Here is a 23,796-nt window from a genome sequence, read left to right as displayed (position 1 = left end):
CAGCGTTACGCTCGGGCGACAGGCCAAGGCTTGGGGTGGTTCGAACCTCAACGGAGGAAGTGTGCCGAGAACGATACGCTCCGCGTGTGCCGTCATTCAGCGCGAGGATGGTGCCATCCTGATGGTAAAGCGCCTAAACCCGCCCGAAGCGGGTTTATGGTCCGTTCCCGGCGGCAAGGTCGAGCCCGGGGAGAGCTTACGTGCCGCCGCCGCCCGCGAAGCGTTCGAAGAGACGGGGTTGCACGTCGACATTGGTCAACGGCTATGGACGGCACAGCTGGTCTTGGATGATGGCATCATCCATGAGCTGCACGACTTTGCCGCCACCACCATCGGCGGTGTCCTGCGTGCCGGTGACGACGCCGCCGAGGTACGCTGGATACCTGCCAGCCAGTTGGCCACCCTGCCGCTGGTCGCAGAACTGTTCGATCACTTATGCGCCGCGGGATTGGCTTCCCGCCTATAGAGGCAAGCAGTGGCTGCTGGCCCATGAAGCGGGCGAGGTGCCCTTCCACCTGGAGTGAACCGCCACCTCACAGCGGCAGGTGCAGGATGGTCCCGCGCAGCCCCCTCTCCTCGGCCCACAGCTTGCCCAGGGTCAGCGGCAGCGAGAAGCGACGCCGGCCGGCGCGCTGGTCACATGGTCGCGCCGATCGGCCGCGTCGGCCAGCACTGCGACGCGCTCAGGGTAGCATCCAGTCCGCCTCGCCCTCGCGGTCCAGGGGCCGGAGATCCAGCCCCAGCAGGGGCGCCAGCGCCGCCCAGGCGTCGTCCACGGCGTCCCACCCGAACAGGTAGGCGTTGACGATCATGCCGTCCAAGGTCACCTGGACGAGACGCGCCAGGCGCGATGCCCTCTCACCGTGCATCTCGGCGAGGATGTCCTCGACCAGGCCCTTCACCTCGGCCTTGTGCCGCTGCGAGAGCGCCAGCAGGGAGGCCGGCTCCCGGGCGTACTCCTCGGTCGCCTTGAGGAACATGCAGCCATGGAAATCCTCGGAAGCGAACCAGCGGGCATGCCAGTCGAAGACGGCGCGCAGCCGTGCCTCCGCCGTTTCCGCCGACTCGACCGCTGCGACCAGGGAGGCCATGAAGCGCTCGTGACGCTGGACCAGTACCGCCTCCACCAGCGCCTCCTTGCCGCCGAACTGATGATAGAGCGTCATCTTCGAGACCCCGGCCTCGTCCCGGATCCGGTCCACGCCAACCGCGTGATAGCCGTATTCCCCGAACAGTCGGGTCGCCGTCGCCAGGATGTCGTCGCGCTTGGTCATGAACACACCTCCTCGTCATCGGGCCCTTGCTCTGATTGGTCGACTCTACTACTGTACAGACCTGTCTGTACACAACCCTGACGAGGTAATCCCCATGCTCCACAAGATGAAGGGCGGCGGTGCCCTGCCGGCACGCCCCGACGGTCTCCAGATCCTCTCCGGCCTGGTGGGCGGTATCAGCGGCATCGGCCTGGTGGCCTGGCTGACCCGGCTCACCGAGGTGCCGCTGCTCATGGCGCCCTTCGGCGCCACCTGCGTGCTGCTGTTCGCCGCCCCGGGCGCGCCGCTGGCCCAGCCCCGCAACGTGGTCGGCGGCCACCTGGTCTCGGCGCTGGTCGGCCTGGTCGTCATGCAGTGGCTGGGCACCGGGCCGCTGGCCATGGCGGTCGGCGTCGGCGTGGCCATCGCCGCCATGCAGGCGCTGCGGGTGGTGCATCCCCCGGCGGGTGCCAATCCGCTGGTGGTGATGATGTCCGGCGCCGTCGGTTATGACTTCCTGCTGATGCCGGTGCTGGCGGGCTCGCTGAGCCTGGTGCTGGTGGCGCTGTTGCTCAACAACCTGGGGACGGAGCGCCGCTGGCCCACCTATTGGCTTTGACACCGAGACGGGCCGAAGCCGGCTTCATGCCTCCGGAAATTTCCGGCACCATGCAGGTCTGTCCCGTCACCGCGAAGGATTCGCCATGCTCCCGGCCTCCCACGCCGCCCCCCTCGAACCCGGCTTCATGGTGATCCACGGCAATCGCCTGGAGGCCCTGCGCGGCCTGGCGGTGGAGTGGATGACCCGCCACCCGCTGGGGCCGCTGGAGAACGAGACGATCCTGGTACAGAGCAACGGCATCGGCCAGTGGCTGAAGCTGGCCCTGGCCGAGGACGCCGCCGACGGTGGCGCCGGCATCGCCGCCGCGCTGGACGTCACCCTGCCGGCGCGCTTCCTGTGGCAGGCCTACCGCGCGGTGCTGGAGCAGGCGGAAGGCAGCGCCGAGGCGGTGCCCGCCACCTCGCCCTTCGACAAGACACGGCTGGTGTGGCGGCTGCTGCGCCTGCTGCCGGGCCTGATGGATGAGCCCGCCTTCGCGCCCCTGGCACGCTTCTTGGCGGACGACGCCGACCTACGCCGCCACCACCAGCTCGCCGAGCGCCTGGCCGACCTGTTCGACCAGTACCAGGTCTACCGCGCCGACTGGCTGGACGCCTGGGCGGCGGGCGAGGACGTGGTGATCTCCGCCCGCGGCGAGGCCCGGCCGCTGGATGAGGCCCAGCGCTGGCAGCCGGCCCTATGGCGAGCCATCGGCGACGACGTGGCTGCCACCCACGGGCCGGCGGGCATCGACGCCAGCCGCGCCCGGGTGCATCGGCGCTTTCTCGCCGCCGCCGAATCGCTCACGGCGGCGAATCGGCCCCGCGAACTGCCGCGTCGGGTGGTGGTGTTCGGCATCTCTTCGCTGCCCCAGCAGGCCCTGGAAGCGCTGGCCGCCATCGCCCGGGTCAGCCAGGTGTTGCTGTGCGTGCACAACCCCTGTGAGCACTACTGGGCCGACATCATCGAGCACAAGGAACTGCTGCGCGCCCAGCGCCGCCGTCAGCGACGCCGTGCCGGCATGCCCGAGCGCCTCGACGTGCTGGGCGACGGCGACGGAGAAGAGGCGTTGCACCTGCACGCCCAGCCGCTGCTGGCCGCCTGGGGCAAGCAGGGCCGCGACTACCTGCGCCTGCTCGACGAGCACGACGACGCTGGCGCCTACCAGGGGCTGTTCGAGCGCGAGGCGCTGCGCATCGACCTCTTCGAACCCTGCGTGCCCGACGATGGCCCGGGCCTGCTGCTGCAGCAACTGCAGGACGACATCCGCGCGCTGCGCCCGCTGGCCGAGACCCGCGACACCTGGCCGGCGGTGGACCCGAGCCGCGACGACTCCATCGTCTTTCACGTCGCCCACGGGCCACAGCGCGAAGTGGAGATCCTCCACGACCAGCTGCTCGACGCCTTCAGCAAGGATTCGACGCTCCGGCCCCGGGACGTGATCGTCATGGTGCCGGACATCGACCACTACGCCCCGCACATCCAGGCGGTGTTCGGGCAATACCCCAGCGACGGTGCGCGCCACATTCCCTTCACTCTCTCCGACCAGGCCGACCGCCACCGCGCGGCGCTGCTGGTGGCCCTGGAAACGCTGCTGCGCCTGCCGGAGTTGCGCTTCGCGGTAAGCGACCTGCTCGACCTGCTGGAGGTGCCGGCGCTGCGCTCCCGCTTCGGGCTGGCCGAGGCGGACCTGCCCACGCTGGCCCGCTGGATCGAGGGGGCCGGCATTCGCTGGGGGCTCGACGCTCGCCAGCGCGGCAGCCTCGACCTGCCCGAGGGCATGGAGCAGAACACCTGGGCCTTCGGCCTGCGCCGGCTGCTGCTCGGCTATGCGGTGGGCAACAGCGGCGGCGCCTGGCAGGGCATCGAGCCCTTCGACGACATCGGCGGCCTGGAGGCGAGCCTGGCCGGCCCCCTGGCGCAGTTGCTGGAGACCCTCGAAACCCAGTGGCAGCGGCTGCGCGAACCGCACGACGTGGACGACTGGGTGGCGATACTGCGCGAACTGCTGGAGGCCTGTTTCCAGGCCGACGACGCTGCCGACAGCCTGCTGCTCTCGCGTCTCGAGCAGGGCCTGCAGACGTTCCAGGAGAGCGCCCACGAGGCCGGCCTGACCCGCGAACTGCCGCTCTCGGTGGTGCGCGAACACTGGCTGGCGCAGATCGACGAGCACAGCCTGTCGCAACGCTTCCTGGCCGGTGCAGTCAACTTCGCCACCCTGATGCCGATGCGCGCCATCCCCTTCCAGCGGGTCTGCCTGCTGGGCATGAACGACGGCGACTACCCGCGCAGCCAGCCGCCGTTGGACATCGACCTAATGCACGGCGACTACCGCCCCGGCGACCGCTCGCGCCGCGAGGACGACCGCTACCTGTTCCTTGAGGCGTTGCTTTCGGCGCGCCGCCAGCTCTACGTCAGTTGGGTGGGGCGCAGCATCGTCGACAACGCCGAGAAGCCGCCCTCAGTGCTGGTCGGCCAGCTGCGCGACCACCTCGCCGCCGGCTGGCAGGTCGAGGAGGAATCGGAAAGCGGCGGCCTGCTCGCCGCGCTGACCACCGAGCATCCGCTGCAGCCGTTCAGCCGCACTTACTTCCCCTCCGAGGCGCAGCAGTCCGAACGCGACGTCTCGACCCGGCGGCTGTTCACCTATGCCCATGAGTGGCGCGACGTGCATTCAGCGGGTACGGAAGAGGGAATCGAAGCCGTGCAAAGCGTCACGGCCCCCCTCGCCGCTTTCGAGCAGGAAAATCCGCTCACCCTGGCCCAGTTAGGCAGTTTCCTGCGCGACCCCGCGAAAGCCTTCTTCAATACCCGCCTGAAGGTCTTCCTCGAACGCGAGGACATCACCAGCCTCGACCACGAACCCTTCACCCTCGACGGCCTGACCCACTGGCAACTGCAGGATGCCCTGATTCAGGCCCAGCGCCGCGCCATCGACGCGGGCGAGCCTCGCGAGCCGGCGCTGCACGACACCCTGGCCCGCCTGGAAGGCCAGGGCGTGCTCGCCATGGGCGCCTTCGCCAACCGCATGCGCGAAAGCCTCGCCGAGCCCATGGAAGCGCTGTTCGAGGCCTACCGAGAAGCGCTCGACGCCTGGCCCCATGCGGTAGAGGAGCCCGAGGCGGTGCGTCTCGACCTGCCCACCCGCAGCGCCCCGCCGCTGGAAGACTGGCTGGACCAACTGCGCAGGGACGACGCCGGCCACCGCTGCCGCCTGCTGCTCTCCAGCAGCAGCCTGATCGGCCAGAGCCGTGGTCGGGGCCAGTACCGCTGGGCCCAGTTGGTGCGCCCCTGGGTCGCCCACCTGGCCGGCAACCTCGCCGCGCCGCTGACCACCGAGCTGCTCTCCAAGGCCGGCCACGTCACCCTGCCACCACTGGAAGCGGAAACGGCACGAGAGCGGCTCGGCCACGTGATCGCCGCCTGGCAGGCCGGCATGCGCCAGCCGCTGCCACTGGCCTGCGACACTGCCTTCGCCTGGCTCGGCAAGGTCGACCAACGCGACGGCTCGGTCGCCAACAATGGCCCCGACAGCGACGCCTGGCAGGCTGCCCGCAAGGCCTACGAGGGCGACGGCTTCACCGCCGGCGAGGTGGACCGCAACCCCTACCTGGCCCACCGCTGGCCCAGCTTCACTGCGCTCTATGAAGCCCGCCACGACGCCGGCGGCTTCGCCGAGCTGACCCAGGGGCTACTTGCCCCGGTGCATCTGGCGGTGAAAGGCAATGGAAAACAAGCGATCTCACCCATCCTGCGTCGACAAACATAAGCCGCTCACCGACTTTCATTCGGTGACCAGATCAGTGAGCAATGTCGGAGTGAGCAATTGCGGCAACATTGTGGGTTTTTCAGCCCCTGGCGCATACCACAGATAAAGAGGCACGCCGTTTCTGTCATGGCGATTGAGAAAGGCCGTAATAGTGGGATCCCCATTGGTCCAGTCTCCCACCATGGTGGTTCCACCAGCCTGTTGAAAAGCATCCCGTGTCGCCTGGCGATCAATGGCATTCTTTTCATTCACCTTGCAAGTGACGCACCAATCCGCAGTGAAATATACGAATAACGGCGTGTCCTGCTGACGTAATTCATCAAGACGAACTTCATCGAAACGCAATGTCTGACGCGATTCATCGGCGGCCCCCAGAGTCTGTGAATAAGAGCTCTGTGAAAACGCCGCAGGAATGAACCACCCAACGCTCAGCGCCACCGCGGCAGCACACACTGCCGGTCCCCAGGACCCGCGTTTTCCGCTACGTTGGCGCAGGCCTGTCAACCAGAGCCCTGCTGCCAATAGCATGACTACGGCAAGGGTGGCGACCACGCCATCACTGGATAGTTGCTGTCCCAGCACCCAGAACAGCGCCAATGCGGTTACAAACATCGGAATGGCCAAGGCGTGCCTGACGCTCTGCATCCATGGCCCAGGACGCGGTAACTTGCGACTGAGCGCAGGAAAATAGCCAAGGATCAGAAAAGGTAGAGCAATGCCCAACCCCAGCCCCGCGAAAATCGTCAGCGCTGCCAGCGGTGGCAGCAATATTGCGGCACCCAGTGCCGTTGCCATGAACGGCCCCGAACAGGGAGTTGCAACGAAGGCTGCCAGTACTCCGGTCCAGAAAGCCCCCATGGCGCCGCCCTTCTCGGCCAACTGGGCCCCGCCATTGACCCCGCCAAGTTCGAACAAACCCGCCAGATTGAAGGCAATTGCCGAAATCAGGAGCGTCAAACCGACAATGACACGAGGATCCTGGAGCTGAAAGGCCCAGCCAATCTGAGCCCCAGCGGCACGCAAGGCAAGAATCCCCGCCCCGAGCAGCATGCATACCCCGACGACGCCTGCCGTATAGGCAAGGGCTTCCCGCCTCGCCTCACGAGGGCCGCCAGACAGTCTTGCCAGACCCAGTACCTTGAGGCTCAGAATCGGAAATACGCACGGCATGACATTGAGCAGTATCCCGCCGACAATGGCTCCGAACAGCGCCATCAGCATTACGCCAACGGTGCCACTCATGCGCTTTTCTTCAGCACTGTCATTGGTGACATGCCCATCAGCATCCGGCGCAGGTACAGAACCCGCATCCGCCTGGAAGGCCAATCCCGTGCCACCCGCAAGGGTCACTACCGCCTCGAGAGGCTCAGGCAATGTCTCTCCCGCCGCCGTTTCGACGATAAGATCATCCCCCTGGCGGCTGAAATCCTGCTGGGCGGCCGGATCGACTGCTCCATCATTTGCGACAAACAGGTGCGGTTGACCCAGCTTTACGCTGGCTGGCAAGGGAATGGAAATGCGAATTCGGGCGCCTGTGTGTTCGTAAGTGGCTCGTGCACCCAAAGGTCGCGGCAATGCCTGGCGCCAATGTTCAAAATCAGATTGATGGCGGGTCGACGTAGCGCCATCTCCAACGGACAGTTGCGCCGATAGAGTCGCTCTTTCGGGGAGGCAGGCATCTTCTCGACAGGCCAGATATTGAAGGTCGACCCGGACAGGAATCTTCGTCCCCTCGTCTAGGTGGTCCGGCACATTCAGTGGCACCAGGATGGCGTACGGGTGTTCGTAGACATGGTTCATCAAGTCATCGATGAACAGCGTCTCGGGGACCGGATATGCCGGCTCTCCTACCGTCACTCCATCGGGCAGTTGCCAGTCAAACTGTGGTGCAAGCCCTACGCTCCCGGGCTGTTTCCAGTAGCCGTGCCAACCATCCTGAGGTTGCATAACAACAGCAAGCGTTGTCTGCTCTCCCGCTGCCGGACGAGCACTCTCTGCCACAAGCGATGTCCGAATCATCACATCGCGCTGGCCCTCGGCGGAGCCTTGTGCCACGACCGCGCCTGGTGGTATCAAGGTCAGTACGCTTACTAAAGAGATCAACGCCAGCAGACGAACCGCGACGAGACCGCGCAACATAGTGGTTGGCATAGACAACAGGTCCATCAGGGATAGGCTTCTCCGTTGAATGGATGTCAGCATCGGAAATCGTCTGGTATCACTTGGCAACGATGCTCTGTACTGCTTCAGCCAACGCCGTATCCTGGGGACCTATGCGCTTGGCCACATGTCCACTACTGTCAATCAGCACGACGGTGGGAATCTGTCGGACGCCGAAGGCACGATAGAAGTCACCACTGGCATCAAGGGCAAGGGGAATACTGACTTCGTTGGCGTCACGGTAATCTTCAAGATCCGCAGGTGATGCCCATAGCCCGGATGAAACACCGATCCAGTCAATATCACCTTGCCTGGCCAGGCCATCCACGGTTTCACGAACGCGGCGACACGCTTGAGACGTTTCCGGCTGGCTCTCCTCAAGATACCACTCGCACCAAGGAGCAAAGAATACGATGCCACGAGGCTTGTCAGTGACTTCATCAGACAACTTAACAACATCGCCAGAGAGTGTGTTTAGCGTGAGTCCGTCGACGCTATCGCCAACGTTCAGCGCTTTCACCTTCGCGGTATCGGCACCTTGCGTGGCACTTTCATCATCATCGTTACCCTGCACGACTCGCTGGAGAGCATCCTCGAACTGTTGGTCATCTCGATGCCCGATATAGGAGATATGTCCACTCCGGTCGATGAGAACATGCTGCGGCGTGACTCGTAGATTGAGTGCTTCGGCGAGGGTGCCATCATCTACCGTGATCGGCATGCCAAGCCCCATCTCTTCGCGATATTTACGCGCGGCATCGGCGGTATCACTGAAACCGGTATTGACCGCTATGACCTGTATTTCATTGCCGTACGTTTCATAAATTTCCTGGAAACCGGGCATCTGCTGACGGCAAGGTACGCACCAGGTTGCCCAGAACTTCAGATACACGGGCGTTTCGCCGTACAGTTCGGATAGAGCAATCTGTTCACCATCCAGGGTGGTGACCGTGACATCGGGTCCTGGCTGGCCAATCAGAGACTCTCCTGCACTCCTGGCGCGATGCTCGCCGTCAGCCTCCTGGTCATAGGCCTCGACGGCCTGCTCCTCACTCTGCGTATCGCTGGCGGCGTTTGCCACAGAGGTGGTGCAAAGGCCGCCGACCAACAGCGCCAGCAGCAATCCATAGCGGATCGTCGGTGTTCGAGATGGCATCTTGAAATTCCTTGTCGGCCTGAACTGCAGCTGATTAGCGTTTCAGCAGCAGTGGAGAGTGATTAGTCAGGAGAGTAGTCTGGGCGTCGCACAGTACAGAAAAAAGCACCAAGAACTGACAATGTCGATATACCATGACTCGAACCATGAACTCTCTCCGCATCGCCGTTGATCGGCTCCACCGACGTTCGCTGGCCGAGCAGATACACGACAGCATTGCCACCGCGATCCGCGAGGGGCATCTCTATGAGGGGGCACGTCTCCCCTCCTGGCACGATCTAGCCACCCAGTTGAGTGTTGCCAGAGGCACGGTAAAAACCGCCTATGAACGGCTGGCCGACGACCAACTGGTAATCGCTCGCGGTGCCGCTGGAACCTTCGTCGCGAGCCCATTGCCCGCCGTCCAGACCAGCCCTGACGAGATTCCCACTCGGCTGCCACTGCCAGAGCTCTACCGTGATTTCGACAGCTCGCCGAAACCCTTTCAGGTCGGTGTTCCGGCGTCGGATATGTTTCCTTACAAGGTATGGTCCCGCACCATCACTCGCTATTCACGACTGGCCGCCATGGAAGCCACTCGCTACCACGATCCTCGGGGAGAAAGGGAGCTGCGAAAGGAAGTCGCCGCCTATCTCTCGGTCGCTCGCGGTCTACCGTGTTCCGCCGACCAGGTCATCATCACCAACGGCTATGCCGGCGCACTTGGCCTTGCCCTGCACGCGCTTGAGCTTGGTAACCGGCAGGTCTGGGTAGAGGATCCTGGCTACCCACTAGCTAATCGAGCGATATCACTGGCCGGCTACATTCCGGTCCCCATCTCGGTCGACACAGAGGGACTGGATGTCGCTGAGGGGTTAAGGCGTGCTCCAGATGCGTCTCTCGCCATTGTCACGGCCAGTCAACAGGCACCACTGGGCGTATCGCTCTCGCTGGCCAGGCGGTGCGCCCTGCTCCAATGGGCGGCTGCGACAGACGCCTGGGTCATCGAAGACGACTACCTCAGCGAACTAAAGCTCAGTGGCAAGGCCGCTCCAGCGCTGGCATCACTGGACGGCGATGGACGCGTCATCCATATCGGAACCTTCAGCAAGACCATCAGCCCCACTCTGCGGCTCGGTTTCATGGTCGTGCCATCGGCGCTGGTGAACCTTTTCGGAGACGTTGCTGCTGCACTATCGCCAGCTTCATCGTTAGCGACCCAGTTGACCGTTGCGGCTTTCATGCGTGATGGCTACTACTTACGCCATATCCGGCGCATGAAGAGGCTATATGCTCAGCGCCGCGATGCCTTGCTGCAACAACTAGGGCAAGGGTTGTCACCCAACACCATGGCAGGACTATCCCTACTGCTGACACTGCCGGACGGAGCCGATGATGTAAAAATCGCAGAAGCTGCTGAGGCGCTGGAGCTCGCTCCTGCACCACTGTCTACCTGGTATGCCGATAACAATGGTACGGCGACAAGTGGACTACTACTTGGCGTGACTAACCTATCGGATGCGGTCCTCGAGAGCAGTTGCCGACACCTCGAGGCCCTCCTCCAGCGACATGTATGATACGCAGAGCCTTCACGAGAAGCCTTGGCCACAGCGTTGCCATGACGCTATGGCCAGAACTCGGACTCAAGGCACCTCTGCAGCGGCTGGTTTTGAAACGTGGTCTAAGCCAATGGATAGCTACCCGGTAGAGTAAAAATGCCGCCTAGTGCACCATGTGGGCTTGCTCGAGTTTATTGAGGAGCCCATGTCGCTTTCTGCTGCCCTTCTTCTTTTTGGCTTCGTGGTGGTCGATGGTGACCGCCCGGTAGGCCTGCTTCGCCAGGCAGCGAAAGGCGCTAGCCCCTTACGCCGTCAAGGGAGATAGCTAATGAGCGACGTCGCGCAGCCAGTCGCGCTGGATCCACTCCACTTCCCCTTGCACGGCAGCCGCCTGATCGAGGCCAGCGCAGGAACGGGCAAGACCTTCACCATCGCCCTGCTCTACGTGCGCCTGGCGCTCGGCGCCCGCTCGACCGAGGACGAGACGGCCTTCTCACGCCCCCTGACGCCGCCGGAAATCCTCGTGGTGACTTTCACCAATGCCGCCACCCAGGAACTGCGCGAGCGCATTCGGGCGCGGCTGGTGGAAGCCGCCAATGTGTTTCTTGAAGGACGTGGGCCGGACCTGAGCCTCGCCGAGGCTTCGGGAGCAGGTCATAGCGGAGGTCATTCGGCAGGGATGCCGAATGCAGCGCCCAGGGAAGGGTTCACAGCGCCTCCGCGGAGACCTGCTGACGAAGCCGCCAGTGAGACTGGCCAAGGGGCGCCAGAGACAGGCCGTAGCGAGGGTCTCGATCCACTCCTCCTGGCCCTCCGCGACCAATACGACCCGGCCAGCTGGCCCGCCTGCGCGCGGCGCTTGCAGCTGGCCGCCGAGTGGATGGACGAAGCCGCCGTCTCCACCATCCACAGCTGGTGCTACCGCATGCTGCGCGAGCACGCCTTCGACAGCGGCAGCCTGTTCTCGCTGGAGCTGGAGACCGACCAGAGCGAACTCGAACAGGAAGTGGTGCGCGACTACTGGCGCAGTTTCTACTACCCGCTGGATGCCGAGGCGCTGGCCGAGATCGCCCAGTACTGGGATGCTCCCACCGAGGGCCGGTGCCCGCTCTACGCCGCCGTGCGCCCGCTGCTGCCCCATAGCGAAGCGCTTCATAGCCATAGAGACGATGCCCTCGATCACGACGCCCCGCCCCCCGCCGAGACCCTGGCCGCCGCCCGGGCCGAGCGCGATGCGCGCCTGACCGAACTCAAGGCGCCCTGGGCCGCCTGGCTCGACGAACTCGAACCGGCCCTGGAAGACGCCGCCCAGCGCAAGGCCTTCAAAGGGCAGAGCTTCAACGCCAAGAGCCGCGCCAACTGGCTGGGCGCACTGCGCGAGTGGGCCGAGGGCGAGGCGATTCGCCCGGCACTTACCCCCGCCGCCTGGAAGCGCCTCACCCCCGAGGGTATGGCGGAGATCTGGAAGGAAGGCACGCCGCCCCTTCCGGAGGCCTGGCAGGCCCTGGCCGCCCTGCCCGAAGCGCTGGCCAGCCTGCCCGAACCTCGCGCCGACCTGCTGATCCACGCCGTGCAATGGTGCCGGGCGCGCCTGGAGCGCGAGCAAGAGCGCCGCGCCGAGATGGGCCCCAACGACTTGCTCATCCATCTCGACAGGGCGCTCGACCGGGCCCTGAATGGCCCCAGCGCCGAGGCCCTGGCCCAGCGCATTCGCCAGCAGTTCCCGGTGGCGCTGGTCGACGAATTCCAGGACACCGACCCGGTGCAGTACCGCATCTTCGACCGGGTCTACCGCCTGGCCGAGAATTCGCCGGAAACCGGCGTCTTCCTGATCGGCGACCCCAAGCAGGCGATCTACGCCTTCCGCGGCGCCGACATCCACACCTACCTGCAAGCGCGCCGCGACACCGCCGGCCGCCATGTCACCCTGGGCACCAACTACCGCTCCAGCGCTGCCATGGTCGCCGCGGTGAATCGCTGCTTCGCATTCGCCGAAGCTCACCCGACCGGCGCCTTCCTGTTCAAGGAAAGCGACGGCAGCAATCCCGTGCCTTTCACAGCGGTGAAAGCCAAAGGCAGACAGGATGCCCTGACCGTCGACGGCCAGCCCCAGCCGGCCATGACCCTCTGGCAACTGGACGCCGACGATTCCCTCGGCAAGGGCGCCTACATGGGCGAGATGGCCGAGCGCTGCGCCTCGCGGATGGTCGCCCTGCTGGAGAGCGGCCGGCATGGCACGGCAGGCTTCGACGATGGCGAAACCTTCCAGGCACTCGCCCCCTCGGACATGGCGGTGCTGGTCAACGGCATCAACGAGGCCCGCGAGATCCGCCGCGCCCTGGCCCGGCGCGGGGTGAAGAGCGTCTACCTCTCCGACAAGGACAAGGTGTTCGCCTCGCCCATGGCCGGCGAGCTCGAAGCCTGGCTGCGCGCCTGCGCCGACCCCGAGGACGACCGGCTGCTGCGCGCGGCCCTGGCCACCCCCAGCCTGGGGCTGGATCTCGCCGACCTGGACCGCCTGCAGCAGGACGAGCTGGCCTGGGAAGCGCGGGTGCTGCAGTTCCGCGACTACCACCGCCTGTGGCAGCGCCAGGGCGTGCTGCCGCTGGTGCGCCGGCTGATGAGCGACTTCGAGGTGCCCGGTCGACTGCTGGCCGTTGAGTCGGCGGGCGACGGCGAGCGCTGGTTGACCGATCTGCTGCATCTGGGCGAACTGCTGCAGCACGCCAGCCAGGAGCTGGACGGCGAACACGCACTGATCCGCTTCCTGGCCGAGGCCATCGCCGACCCCGACGACCAGGGCGAGGCCCACAAGCTGCGCCTGGAGAGCGACGCCGACCTGGTGCAGGTGATCACCATCCACAAGTCCAAGGGGCTGGAGTACCCGCTGGTGTTCCTGCCGTTCATCGGCAACCACCGCCCCACCAAACCCGACGACTCGCCGCTGCGCTGGCACGACGCCGAAGGCCGACTGCGCCTGAGCCTGACCGCCGACGAGACGACGCTCGCCATCGCCGAGCGCGAGCGCCTGGGCGAAGACCTGCGCAAGCTCTACGTAGCGCTGACCCGCGCCCGCCACGCCACCTGGCTGGGCATCGCCCCGCTCAAGGGGCTGGAAGCCAGCGCCTTGGGTCAGCTGCTCAGCAACGGCGAATCGCTGACGCCGGAGAATCTCGGTGACAAACTGGCCGCTCTCAAAGGCAACGAGCCCGCCATCGCCATTCAGCCGGCACCGCCGGCCACCGCCGAGCGCTTCACCCCGGCGCAGGGCGACGGCGAGCTGGGCGAGGCACGGCTGCCCAAACGCCCGGCCCGCGAGCAGTGGTGGATCGCCAGCTACTCGGCGCTGCGCATCGGTGACACCCTGCTCGAACCGCAGACCGCCCCAGCGAGCACTGACTTACTCCACAGCGCCCCTACCATGGCGCCCACGGCGCCCGATGGCATGCTAGCCATGGCGACCAGTGCCGCCAATCTGCCCGAACCCACCACGCCGCTGGAGGCCACCGCCTTCGAGGTGATGGACGAGCCTCGAGATAGGACAGATCCAGATATGGAACGCCATCGAGCGATGGCCAGACAAGGCGATATCTCGCGAGAAAGCGGAGTTTACAAGCCAGTAAATGAGCATTTCGAGCGAGATATCAACGCAGTATGGCCGAGCGCAGATCGTTCCATGCATCGGTTTCCGCGGGGCCCCGGGCCCGGCACTTTTCTCCACGGCCTGCTGGAATGGGCCGGCCAGCACGGCTTCGCCCGCGCCGCAGAGGACGCCGCCCAGCGCGAAGACATGCTCGCCCGCCGCACCCAGCTGCGCGGCTGGACCGGCTGGCTGGAAACGCTCGACGGCTGGCTGGGCGGGCTGCTTTCCACCCCGCTGCCACTGCCCGACGCCGGCCCGATGCGGCTCAGCGAACTCACCGACTACCAGGTGGAGATGGAATTCTGGTTCGCCGCGCACCGCGTTTCGACTCAGGCACTGGACGCCCCCGTAAGCGCTCACACACTCGCCGGCGCCCTGCGCCCAGCGCTGGATGCCGACACCCTCAACGGCATGCTCAAGGGCTTCATCGATCTGGTCTTCGAACACCGGGGGCGCTACTACGTGCTCGACTGGAAATCCAACCATCTGGGGCCGGACGACGACGCCTACACGCCCGACGCCATGCGGGGCGCCATGGCCGAGAAACGCTACGACCTGCAGGCCGCGCTCTACCTGCTGGCCCTGCACCGGTTGCTCGCCGCGCGCCTGCCGGACTACGACTACGACCGCCACATCGGCGGCTCGCTGACCGTCTTCCTGCGCGGCATCGGCCCCGCCACGGCCAGCGACGGCCGCGGCGTGCACGCCGAGCGCCCACCCCGCGCACTGATCGAAACGCTGGATGCGCTCTTCCAGGGCCACGGGCCGACAGCGACCGCTCACTCCACGGACGCGGAGACGCCGGCATGAAAGAGATGAACGACCTGTTCGACGACCTGCCCGAGGCCCACCCCGCCCTGGAGGACACCGCGGCATTGCTCGCCCTGCTCGAGCGCTGGGTGGCACGCGGCTGGCTGCGCGCCCTGGACCGCGCCCTGGCGCTATTCCTGCAACGCGAGGTGCCCGATGCCCCCACGCCGCTGCTGCTCGCCGCAGCGCTGGCCAGCCACCAGCTGGGCCGCGGCCACGTGTGCCTCGACCTGGCGGCGACCCTGGCCGCGCCCGACCTCGCCCTCTCGCTGCCGCCGGAGGGCGACGACCTCAGCGACCCGCCGCCGCGGCCCAGCGAGGTGCTCGGAGGCCTGACCCTGGAACGCTGGCAGCAAGCACTCGCTCACCCCGAACTGGTCGCCGATGCCGCCCGGGGCGCCCCCGGCCACACCCCGCTGGTGCGCGGCGCCACCTCGTCCGGTCACTCACACCAAGGCCCCCGCCTCTACCTGCGCCGCTACTGGCAGTACGAGCAGGAGATCCGCAGCCGTATCGCCGCCCGGCTCGGCCGCCCCGAAGCCGCACCGGATGCCGAAACCCTGGCCACCGCCCTGGACGCCCTCTTCTCCTCCAACATGGAGATCGACTGGCAGAAGGCCGCCTGCGCCCTGGCCGCCCGCTCGCCCTTCGCGGTGATCACCGGCGGCCCCGGCACTGGCAAGACCACCACCGTGGTCAAGCTGCTCGCCCTGCTCCAGGCGTTGGCCCTTGGCAACCCCGAGCCGGAAAGTGCCCGAGCGCTGCGCATCCGCCTCGCCGCCCCCACCGGCAAGGCCGCCGCGCGCCTCAACGATTCCATTGCTGGCCAAGTGGCAAGCCTCGACCTGAGCGGTCTTGCGCCCTTGCTCGCGCGCGTAGCGAGCGAAGACGAGACAAGGCGGAGCCCGACGAAAACGCGGAGTTTACAAGACGTAAATGAGCAGTTTGAGGAGGGCTCCAACGCCGTATCGTCGAGCGCAGTAGCGCTGCTCCGAAACAGCATCCCCACGGAAGTCACGACGCTACATAGGCTGTTAGGCTCGCGCCCGGACACCCGCCACTTCCGCCACCACGCCGACAACCCCCTGGCGCTGGACGTGCTGGTGATCGACGAAGCCTCGATGGTGGACATCGAAATGATGGCCGCCGTGCTCAGCGCCCTGCCCAGCCGCGCGCGGCTGGTGCTGCTCGGCGACAAGGACCAGCTCGCCTCCGTAGAGGCCGGCGCCGTGCTCGGCGACCTGTGCCAGCGCGCCGAAGGCGGCCACTACACCCCGGCCACCTGCGACTGGCTGGAACGGGTGACCGGCACGCCGGTTCCCGAGCGGTACCAGGACGCCGACGGCCAGCCGCTGGACCAAGCCATCGCCATGCTGCGGGTAAGCCACCGCTTCGATGCGCAAAGCGGCATCGGCCGGCTTGCCGAAGCGGTCAACCGCCCGCTTGGCTACCAGAATCAGCAAGAGTCACAGAACGAGAAAGAGGCGCAGAAGGCGAAGAAGCGCGCGGTGCGCGAGATCTTCCAGCAGGGTTACGCCGACATCGCCCGCCTTGCCCTGGCGGACGCCGACGACCCGGCGCTGGATCGCCTGGTGGTGAACGGCGACCCGCCCGGCTTCGCCAATAGCGGCGAAGGCCGAACCGACCGCCGCGGCGAACCCATCGCCCCGCCGGTGGGCTACTGCCACTACCTGGAAATGCTGCGCAGCAAACGTCCCGACTCGAACACCTTCGGCGAAGGCGAAGCGCGCCAACCCTTCGACGACTGGGCCCGCGACGTGCTCGAAGCCCACGGCCGCTTCCAACTGCTCTGCGCACTGAGGAAAGGCCCCTGGGGCATCGAAGGCTTGAACCCACGCATCGGCCGCGCCCTGCGCCGCGCCGGCTGGCTCCAGGCCAGCGACCTGGAGTTGGAACAGGGGTGGTTCGAAGGCCGCCCGGTGCTGGTCACCCGCAACGACTACGGCCTGGGGCTGATGAACGGCGACATCGGCATCGCCCTCGCCGTGCCCGACGCCCGCCAACCAGGAAAAAAACTACTGCGCGTCGCCTTCCCTGCCTCCGATGGCAGCGGCAAGATCAAGTGGGTGCTGCCCAGCCGCCTGCAGGCGGTGGAGACCGTGTTCGCCATGACAGTGCACAAATCCCAGGGCTCGGAATTCACCCACACCGCCCTACTGCTCCCCGACGCCCCCAATCCCATCCTCACCCGAGAGCTGGTCTACACCGGCATCACCCGCGCCCGCCACTGGCTCACTGTGGTGGAAACCGGCCGCGGGATGCTGAATGAAGCCGTGACCAGGGAAGTGATGCGGGTGAGTGGGTTGGGGAGGTTGTAGATGAGCTGACATAGCCAAGGGTTGAGATATCAGCTATCGGCCAGAAGCGGACTTTTAAATGATCCTTATATAACGCTTGGGTTCAGAGGTGGCAGCGCGTCAGCGCCGACGTGCCTGGGGTCCACTGTTAGGTGCTTGTTTCTTTGTACTCATAAGCCACGCATCACTTCATAGATCAGTTTCTTGAATCCTCCCACGGTAGCTTCGCTCCGATCATAGGCTCTTATTCGAATCAGCTTTACATTTGACGCATTGAATATTTCATCTTTCATGCGGTCGTTTTTCGCCGCGCGCTCATTGTCATGGTGATGGCTATCCAACTCGATAAAAAACTTTGGCTCATAGCCTTTAATGCTATCGAAGACGACGCAATCAATGATCGCTTTGAAAAAGTATTCGCGACTTTCAGCGCTTAAAGAATCCCTTATGCCAGAATAATCAATAACGCAGCTTACTGCCACATTAGGATAGGGGTGGTAAGTTGGGAACACATCTCTTACCGCTTCGAAGAAAAACTGTTCTTGACGAGATTTGAACAATTTCGTGGTTTTCTGGCTTTCGCTATTGGTAGTCGTGGCTTTGATTGAAACGTTTTGACGACGCGCATCAGCTAACACTTCGGGTGTTTTTTCTTGAATCTCTTTTAGTATTTTAACAGCTAGTGGTCGATCTTGGTGTTGGGACGCATAACTCAGTAAACTATCGCTCTCGGTATCTTTTAGTAGAGAAAGCTTGCTGTCAATAAACTTTTCTACAAATGACTTTGAGAATGCATGCTGCTTTAGCTCGATTACCAAGCCCGGATACTCATATACTTTTTTCTTTTCGATTGGTGGTAGCGAGTCAGTTTCTACAAAGAATTCGGACTCGAATAATCGGATTGCTTGTGCGAACACTGGGTCTGAACCAATAAGATTCGAATTCAGGTACATGGTTTTCGCAATAGAATCCCATTCTTTATTGGCCAGCATGTGGAAAAGCGATTCTCTTTCGAACAAAGCCTGCTCCTTGTGTACATCTAACGCCTTGCTCACCGGACAATTAGGAGCGCAGCGAGTAATTTTTCCGAGTGTAGCAACTGGTTAGATGATGTTGCTACTGCATTAACCAATCAATACTTTTCGCATTGAGCCCGGAAGTGCTTAGTTCAGTTCTGTCCCAGTTCATGAACGAATAATTCCTGCGTATTTTCCAATCAGAGGAACCTGGCGGAGAATAGTCAAGGATTCTTGCAGGCCCCTTAGTAAGGCCCATCATTTCCAAATCATATTCAAACTCTGTGTAGTTGCGCATTAGATGGTAAAGCGCTTGCCGAGCATACTCATCATACGGAGGCAGCGAGTATCCCACGACGCTCAGACCAAAGTTCATCCCACCAGCCTGCTGCAAGCCTCTCCAGAGAGATTTTAGTGGGTTCGCGTAGAGAATTTTGGAGCTCGATGGCGACAGGATTAGCGGAGAACATTGCCAGAATTGCGTTTCCGTTAGTTGGGATAGGTCATCTACACGGTAAACATATCTAAGTGGATCGTCTTCGTGGGAAGGCCCAACAATCAGCGGTGAGCTTGAAACAGCGGTGCCATCCTTAAATACCGGATGCCTAGACTCCCAAGGGAACTCGTGTTGGCTTGCAAGCTCTCTATCTTTTAAAAACGTGGATTTGTCATACCAATCGATCGACCCATGTAGCTTGCTTAATAGTATTTCATCTTCTTCGGCTTCGCTATCAACTATTGAGGATGATATCCCTACTTCTTTAACGCGGCTCGGGAAAAGGCGATAAGGCTTCCCTAAAAAATCTAGAGTTTCCTCAATCAAGGTATCGTAATTAAAAGTTAGAACTACATCTTGAGGTAGCAGTCCTTCGCAGAACCTTATGCATTCGTCTGTTGGTGTTCTGGGTGTCCGCGAGTAAATGACCTCTTGTATGCCATTTCTAATCAGCAACTGAGATTCATTACCTTCATCACTCCACGTATCACTTCCACGCAGCCCAAGATAATGCTCTAAATCCAAGTAGGACATAAATTTTTCATAATCCACAGGTGCATCACAAGAAACGTGATCACAACGCTCCCTGTACTTGAGATACCAATCCAAATCTCTTTCAAGCTTGTTCTCAGAGCCGTATTTTCGGCTAACGGACTGTCGGACAAATTCAAACAGTTGCTCGCCAAGCGGCAAGCCTGCGTGAACAGAGAAGCCTGCACCAATAATGAAAATTCTGAATCTTGGTGAATAACTCATCTGCTTACCTGCTCATCTAACGCCGCGCCCTGCGGCAAATTTGGAGCGCAGCGGATAATTTGTCCGACAGGAGCGTCTTGTTAGAAACCTTCACTACCATCTGCGCAACCCCTCTGCCACCCCGTAAACACTAGAAACTACATGATGGAGCATTTGAAAACCCTGATGAATAAAGGGCAAGTCTCTATCTATTTCAATGAGACTAAATGCATCCTCAATTTTACTACTTGGAAGGTGAGCATCTGCATGCCTTAGTTCGTAAACACCAACTAGTGACGCCGTTATTTTTCGAACGAATTCCCTGTTATATTTTGAGGCCAATAGGTGTTCCAATGACTTTAGAGTGCCCCATTTTTGGCCCTTTGGAGGAGAAACAATGCCTTGCATTGCTTGAGCATCAAGGCTGTCCGCAATCAAGCGCGCCAAGTCCTTGGCTAAAGCAAAGAATGAGGCTTCATCTATAGAGCGAAATCTATGCGTCTTTTCTAGAAGCTCAGGAATAGCATTGTGATTTTGGAAGAGCTTAATGCCTAGTTTTTCCTGAGATAGCTTGTTAACTTCCTCAATACCTTTCGACAGAAACTCTTCTGGTGCTTGAGTATCTGCTGGCTCTGCCCTTACCTGGGATGCAAGCAGCTCTGCAGAAACGCCCCCTTCTGGTGCAACATTGTAGCCCGCCCATATTTGTTGTTGCCATTCTGGTAATAATCCAACGTCCTTTGCATAGACGTTTATCAGACCTAATTCATTAACACCAAAGTGGACCCCATGACCATAACTACAAGAAACCCTGCCCGTTTGCGCGGTATAAAAAGAAAGATGACCGCCTCGTCTATGGTATAGCGCCATCATCAGTTCTGGCTTGAACCAAAGCCATTTACCTGAATCAACTAGGTCACGACCACAACTCTTGTTTCCTTCTGCATCTGTAATAAAAAATACTGTAGGTTCTACTTCATCACCACGGACTTTGGGGCTTACAGTTCCCGGCATTATGATTTCGTTGCGCCAAAGCTCTCCGGATATTCTGTACAATTTACGACCATCAAACCCTCTCTCCCATGACTCGCCACGAGTATTTTCATCGGTGGGAATACCTGATATATCTGGCACATCTTCAGATTCATCGACATCAGTTCGGGAAACATGAAAAACGGCCATTTTTTCACCAAAAAGGTAGCCACCTTCATGTATTTCTCTGACAATTCCTTCCCAGCTGTCTTGTTCGTTACTCTCTTGACTGTACCCGTCACGCCATGAAATGTGCGAAGCGTCGTCACATATGATAGCTCGATTGTGATAGTGGGTCATATACAGTGCCAACCCTCTAGCACAAAGATAGTCTTTCAGATATTGGGATTTAATTTCTATTAGCGCGGGTGCGCTGTCATCCGCCTTCTTCAATCGTACAACTTCAATATACCCATCTTTCGGGCAAACCCAGGAATTTCCCTCTTGGACTAAGCCTAGCGTTACGACGATGTCCTGATTAATATGCCATATGTTGGGGCTATCATCATACGTCCTTTGCTCTAGAACGAGATGTACTCCTTCAAACTCCCCACTGTAATCTCTATACACCTCCGCTGGTATATATTCCCCATCTTCAACCCATCCCGAGTGCTCATGGCTTATGCCAACGTCCATCCAGCCCAGTTTCTTCGCTGAATCTATTTTATCAACCGGTATCGCGACTGATCCTGTTCCGAAGAAATCTTCTTTGTAACCTTCGTAGCCATACTTTCCTTGCTTCTCGTTGTGTAGAACAGTACGTAATGGTATCCATACCGATTTAGCGAAGCTTTTTCGGCGGATATCTTTCATTTCAAACCAGTCTTGATTCACCGTTGTTATTTCTCCTTGATTTGGGACCGCCCACTCCTAACGCCTGCAGCATGCGCGCCCATGGAATGGAGCCGAAGGCGCAATGTAATGGGCGTCGCCGTGCCTGCACTGGTTATGTTCTTTGTTCAGATTCACGGAGTGCCTGTTGAAAACGCTTCGCCAAGGAGTCCGGATCTGATAAGGAATTCAGACGACTGCCAACATGTTTCGCAAAATCCTCGAGAACATCCATGCTGTTATCACTCGGGGTGCCCGGCTTTGCGAGTTCTTCCCGAAGCGCTCTGAACGTTTTCACTGACAAGAATGATTCTTTGTCCTGGCTGGTTACTGTAGCTTCTAATTTGTGAGCCAATTGATTCCTGATCCTATTCAAGCGCCGAATCCCAACCGCTAGTTCCTGAATTTCTGGGGAGTAATCTTCTATGAGCCCTAGTTTTTGCGCAAAACTGAGCCGCGCTTTCTCCAAGTCCCCTAGAGCCGGATTAAATGCGACCAAGCATTCAGTAATAAAGTACTCGACAAAAAGATGTGCACGAAGAATGCGTCCAATAGCCCCAACATCCTGGTCCCATTTTTCATTAATTTGAGCAAGTTTTTGATCCATCTCGTCATTGAGCTTCTGCTTGCCCCCAGAGAGTTGAATCACTCGCTTGGCAATGTCTCTGTTGTCAATATCCAAGCATCCCCCTCAGAACATAACAGTTGTATTATGTAGCATACTTGATATTTCACTTGAACGCGCACGCGCGTTCAATAATGTTATACCGCGCGCTAGCCCACCTCTTATCTTATTGAAAAGTCTAAGAATTAAGTATAGTTTGGCAGAATAATACCGATCATCGTGCATGCTGCATATCCCCAACGAACATGCTCGCTGCCATTCCTGGCATAGCCGCTTTGGGTCGTGTGCTGTCGTTACTATTGCACCAGCGTAGTCTAATCTTATACATCCGGCCACAATCATAAGTTTAAAGTCTGCTAGTATACCAACGGATGGCTCGAAATTTCCATTATCCAACCAGCAGCGAGTGCTCCGGTCATGCCAAGCAGAAGATACAGGCCAAAGATCATCGGGCGAACGAGGCTCCATACTGCGATAGCCGAGTACAGGCTGATAGCCGCACCGGATATCAAGAAGGCCATCGCCGCTCCGGTCGGCAGTCCCATGTCGATCAGCCCTCGCAGCAGAGGCAGGGCAGCATATCCTTCAATGTAGAGCGGCCCACCGATGACGACGGCCATTGGCACTGCCCAGGCGGGCTCCACACCCGCCAGCAGGCTGAAGCCCGCCTCCCCTAGATGGGTTCGAACCAACGCCTCGATGGTCAGGGCAAACGCCAGCCAGCGCATGACCAGCCAGAAGGTACTCACTACTTCGACAAGGAACGGTGAGCGATTGCCGGTAACAGCGTCGGCAGCGTCCAGCTTCTCCGGTAAGGCCTCCTCCCTGACCCAAGGGGTACCGGGGGACCATCGGCACATCCCCTGGGTGATGGCGCCGGCACTCAGGCCCATCAGGAATGCCGCCAACAGCTTGCCGATAGCGAACGGCCAGCCCAGGATGCCCGCCGTCAGTATCAGCATGCCCGGATCGGTGATCGGGGAGGAAAGCCAGAATGCCATGGCGGCGGCCATGGGGACGCCCTGACGCAACAGCGCCGCGACGAGTGGCACGCTGGCGATGCCACAGACTGGGGTTATCGTCCCGACCAGGCTGGCAGCGAATATCGCCCGCCAGGGACGATTCTCCAGTACCCCACGCAGCCGGTCTGCGATGGCACTCACCGCGAGCCAACCGGCCAGCACGGCCACGAACACGATCAATGGCAAGAGTTTCACTAACTCGCTCAGTACCCCTCGCACCAGATCGGAGTTGGGCGCTGGCCATAACGAGCCGAGAATTAGCATCCCGGCGGTGATCCATCCTATAACGGATAGGCGTATGTTCACGTCCCCGTTCTCCCAATCAGCCCAACGATGGCCATAGAGTGGAACGGTAACTAGAATAAGGAAAACGAATTAATCTTATATCCTGAATCAGATAATCTGATGGCAAACCAGCTACGTGGCGATTGGTTGGTGGCGTTCGTTGCGGTAGTGCAGGCACGCAGTTTCACCGCTGCCGCAAAGCGAATGCACCGCACCCAATCGGCGATCAGCATGCAGATCCAGCAGCTCGAAACGGCGACGGGGACTCAGTTGCTGATTCGTGAGCGTGGCGGGGTCATTCCCAACGAGGCGGGTGAACGGCTGCTGCCCCATGCGCGTCGGATCGCGGATGCGCTGCGCGATGCGGCCTGGTTGTTCGGTAAACGATCCAGTAACCCCACCTGTTGCGATGTGAGTCAGCCCGGTAGAGTGTCTTTCCAGTGCCACGGCAGCAGCGTGTCGAGGTCGTCATCTTCGCCAAGCCTCGGCAGAGTCTCGAACACGAA

General features: G+C 61.2%; 15 protein-coding genes. 7 read left to right on the top strand and 8 right to left on the bottom strand.

The genetic code is table 11. The features are described 5' to 3' along the window. Positions 1–61 precede the first annotated feature (61 nt). Entirely contained in the window at positions 62–466 is a 405-nt protein-coding gene (locus GFD32_RS00075; protein ID WP_205598988.1) for an NUDIX domain-containing protein, read from the top strand. Positions 467–683: 217 nt separating this feature from the next. Here GFD32_RS00075 and GFD32_RS00070 read toward each other — a convergent pair whose 3' ends face one another. Then, on the bottom strand, positions 684–1,274 hold the full coding sequence (locus GFD32_RS00070; RefSeq protein WP_163574084.1) for a TetR/AcrR family transcriptional regulator: 591 nt from the start codon (positions 1,272–1,274) through the stop codon (positions 684–686). Positions 1,275–1,368: 94 nt separating this feature from the next. Here GFD32_RS00070 and GFD32_RS00065 point away from each other — a divergent pair, with 94 nt between their 5' ends. Then, positions 1,369–1,872 carry an HPP family protein gene (locus tag GFD32_RS00065; RefSeq protein WP_163574082.1) on the top strand — a complete coding sequence of 168 codons (504 nt, stop codon included), beginning with the start codon at positions 1,369–1,371 and terminating at the stop codon, positions 1,870–1,872. Between the two features lie 85 nt (positions 1,873–1,957). Beyond that, complete coding sequence (gene recC / locus GFD32_RS00060) at positions 1,958–5,623, top strand: exodeoxyribonuclease V subunit gamma (protein ID WP_163574081.1); 3,666 nt, start codon at positions 1,958–1,960, stop codon at positions 5,621–5,623. Between the two features lie 15 nt (positions 5,624–5,638). Here the strand turns inward: recC and GFD32_RS00055 are convergent, their stop codons facing one another. Together GFD32_RS00055 and GFD32_RS00050 are read right to left on the bottom strand one after the other, a co-directional pair. Further along, on the bottom strand, positions 5,639–7,789 hold the full coding sequence (locus GFD32_RS00055; protein WP_205598985.1) for a protein-disulfide reductase DsbD family protein: 2,151 nt from the start codon (positions 7,787–7,789) through the stop codon (positions 5,639–5,641). Between the two features lie 52 nt (positions 7,790–7,841). After that, on the bottom strand, positions 7,842–8,939 hold the full coding sequence (locus GFD32_RS00050) for a TlpA family protein disulfide reductase (protein WP_163574079.1): 1,098 nt from the start codon (positions 8,937–8,939) through the stop codon (positions 7,842–7,844). A gap of 134 nt (positions 8,940–9,073) precedes the next feature. On the opposite strand from GFD32_RS00050, the gene pdxR reads away from it, so the two are divergent. The 3 genes from pdxR (at position 9,074) to recD (ending at position 17,269) form a co-directional block, all read left to right on the top strand. Then, entirely contained in the window at positions 9,074–10,495 is a 1,422-nt protein-coding gene (gene pdxR, locus GFD32_RS00045) for a MocR-like pyridoxine biosynthesis transcription factor PdxR (RefSeq protein ID WP_205598983.1), read from the top strand. 310 nt (positions 10,496–10,805) lie between these two features. Continuing rightward, a complete protein-coding gene (recB, locus tag GFD32_RS00040; RefSeq protein ID WP_163574077.1) occupies positions 10,806–14,930 on the top strand; it encodes an exodeoxyribonuclease V subunit beta in 4,125 nt (1,374 codons plus the stop codon). Beyond that, positions 14,927–17,269: an exodeoxyribonuclease V subunit alpha gene (gene recD / locus GFD32_RS00035; RefSeq protein WP_163574075.1), complete on the top strand. Its 2,343-nt coding sequence runs from the start codon at positions 14,927–14,929 to the stop codon at positions 17,267–17,269. The genes recB and recD overlap by 4 nt, the downstream gene beginning before the upstream one ends. Positions 17,270–17,418: 149 nt before the next feature. Here recD and GFD32_RS00030 read toward each other — a convergent pair whose 3' ends face one another. From GFD32_RS00030 to GFD32_RS00010, 5 genes are all read right to left on the bottom strand, one after another. Next, complete coding sequence (locus GFD32_RS00030) at positions 17,419–18,267, bottom strand: DUF2726 domain-containing protein (protein ID WP_163574073.1); 849 nt, start codon at positions 18,265–18,267, stop codon at positions 17,419–17,421. A 97-nt stretch (positions 18,268–18,364) separates the two neighbouring features. After that, positions 18,365–19,516 (bottom strand): SIR2 family protein, encoded by a 1,152-nt coding sequence (locus tag GFD32_RS00025; RefSeq protein WP_163574072.1) that lies wholly within the window; start codon positions 19,514–19,516, stop codon positions 18,365–18,367. 93 nt (positions 19,517–19,609) lie between these two features. Next, on the bottom strand, positions 19,610–21,361 hold the full coding sequence (locus GFD32_RS00020; protein WP_163574070.1) for a hypothetical protein: 1,752 nt from the start codon (positions 21,359–21,361) through the stop codon (positions 19,610–19,612). A 112-nt stretch (positions 21,362–21,473) separates the two neighbouring features. After that, positions 21,474–22,040, bottom strand: a complete 567-nt coding sequence (locus GFD32_RS00015; RefSeq protein WP_163574069.1) for a hypothetical protein — start codon at positions 22,038–22,040, stop codon at positions 21,474–21,476. A gap of 299 nt (positions 22,041–22,339) precedes the next feature. After that, positions 22,340–23,311, bottom strand: coding sequence for a permease (locus GFD32_RS00010; RefSeq protein ID WP_163574067.1), 972 nt, complete (start codon positions 23,309–23,311; stop codon positions 22,340–22,342). Positions 23,312–23,410: 99 nt separating this feature from the next. Here GFD32_RS00010 and GFD32_RS20095 point away from each other — a divergent pair. Continuing rightward, positions 23,411–23,796: LysR family transcriptional regulator (locus GFD32_RS20095; protein ID WP_163574065.1), on the top strand; the 386-nt coding region annotated here is incomplete at its 3' end.

The sequence above is a fragment of the Halomonas faecis genome (assembly GCF_010993975.1).
Lineage (GTDB): Bacteria > Pseudomonadota > Gammaproteobacteria > Pseudomonadales > Halomonadaceae > Halomonas > Halomonas faecis.
This window is presented reverse-complemented; position numbering and strand designations above follow the sequence as displayed.

Excerpts from the sequence above, each read along its gene's own strand:
- recB (WP_163574077.1), top strand. The coding sequence starts at position 10,806 with ATGAGCGACGTCGCGCAGCCAGTCGCGCTGGATCCACTCCACTTCCCC.
- GFD32_RS00055 (WP_205598985.1), bottom strand. The coding sequence starts at position 7,789 with ATGGACCTGTTGTCTATGCCAACCACTATGTTGCGCGGTCTCGTCGCG.
- recD (WP_163574075.1), top strand. The coding sequence starts at position 14,927 with ATGAAAGAGATGAACGACCTGTTCGACGACCTGCCCGAGGCCCACCCC.
- pdxR (WP_205598983.1), top strand. The coding sequence starts at position 9,074 with ATGACTCGAACCATGAACTCTCTCCGCATCGCCGTTGATCGGCTCCAC.
- GFD32_RS00025 (WP_163574072.1), bottom strand. The coding sequence starts at position 19,516 with ATGAGTTATTCACCAAGATTCAGAATTTTCATTATTGGTGCAGGCTTC.
- GFD32_RS00050 (WP_163574079.1), bottom strand. The coding sequence starts at position 8,939 with ATGCCATCTCGAACACCGACGATCCGCTATGGATTGCTGCTGGCGCTG.
- recC (WP_163574081.1), top strand. The coding sequence starts at position 1,958 with ATGCTCCCGGCCTCCCACGCCGCCCCCCTCGAACCCGGCTTCATGGTG.
- GFD32_RS00070 (WP_163574084.1), bottom strand. The coding sequence starts at position 1,274 with ATGACCAAGCGCGACGACATCCTGGCGACGGCGACCCGACTGTTCGGG.
- GFD32_RS00065 (WP_163574082.1), top strand. The coding sequence starts at position 1,369 with ATGCTCCACAAGATGAAGGGCGGCGGTGCCCTGCCGGCACGCCCCGAC.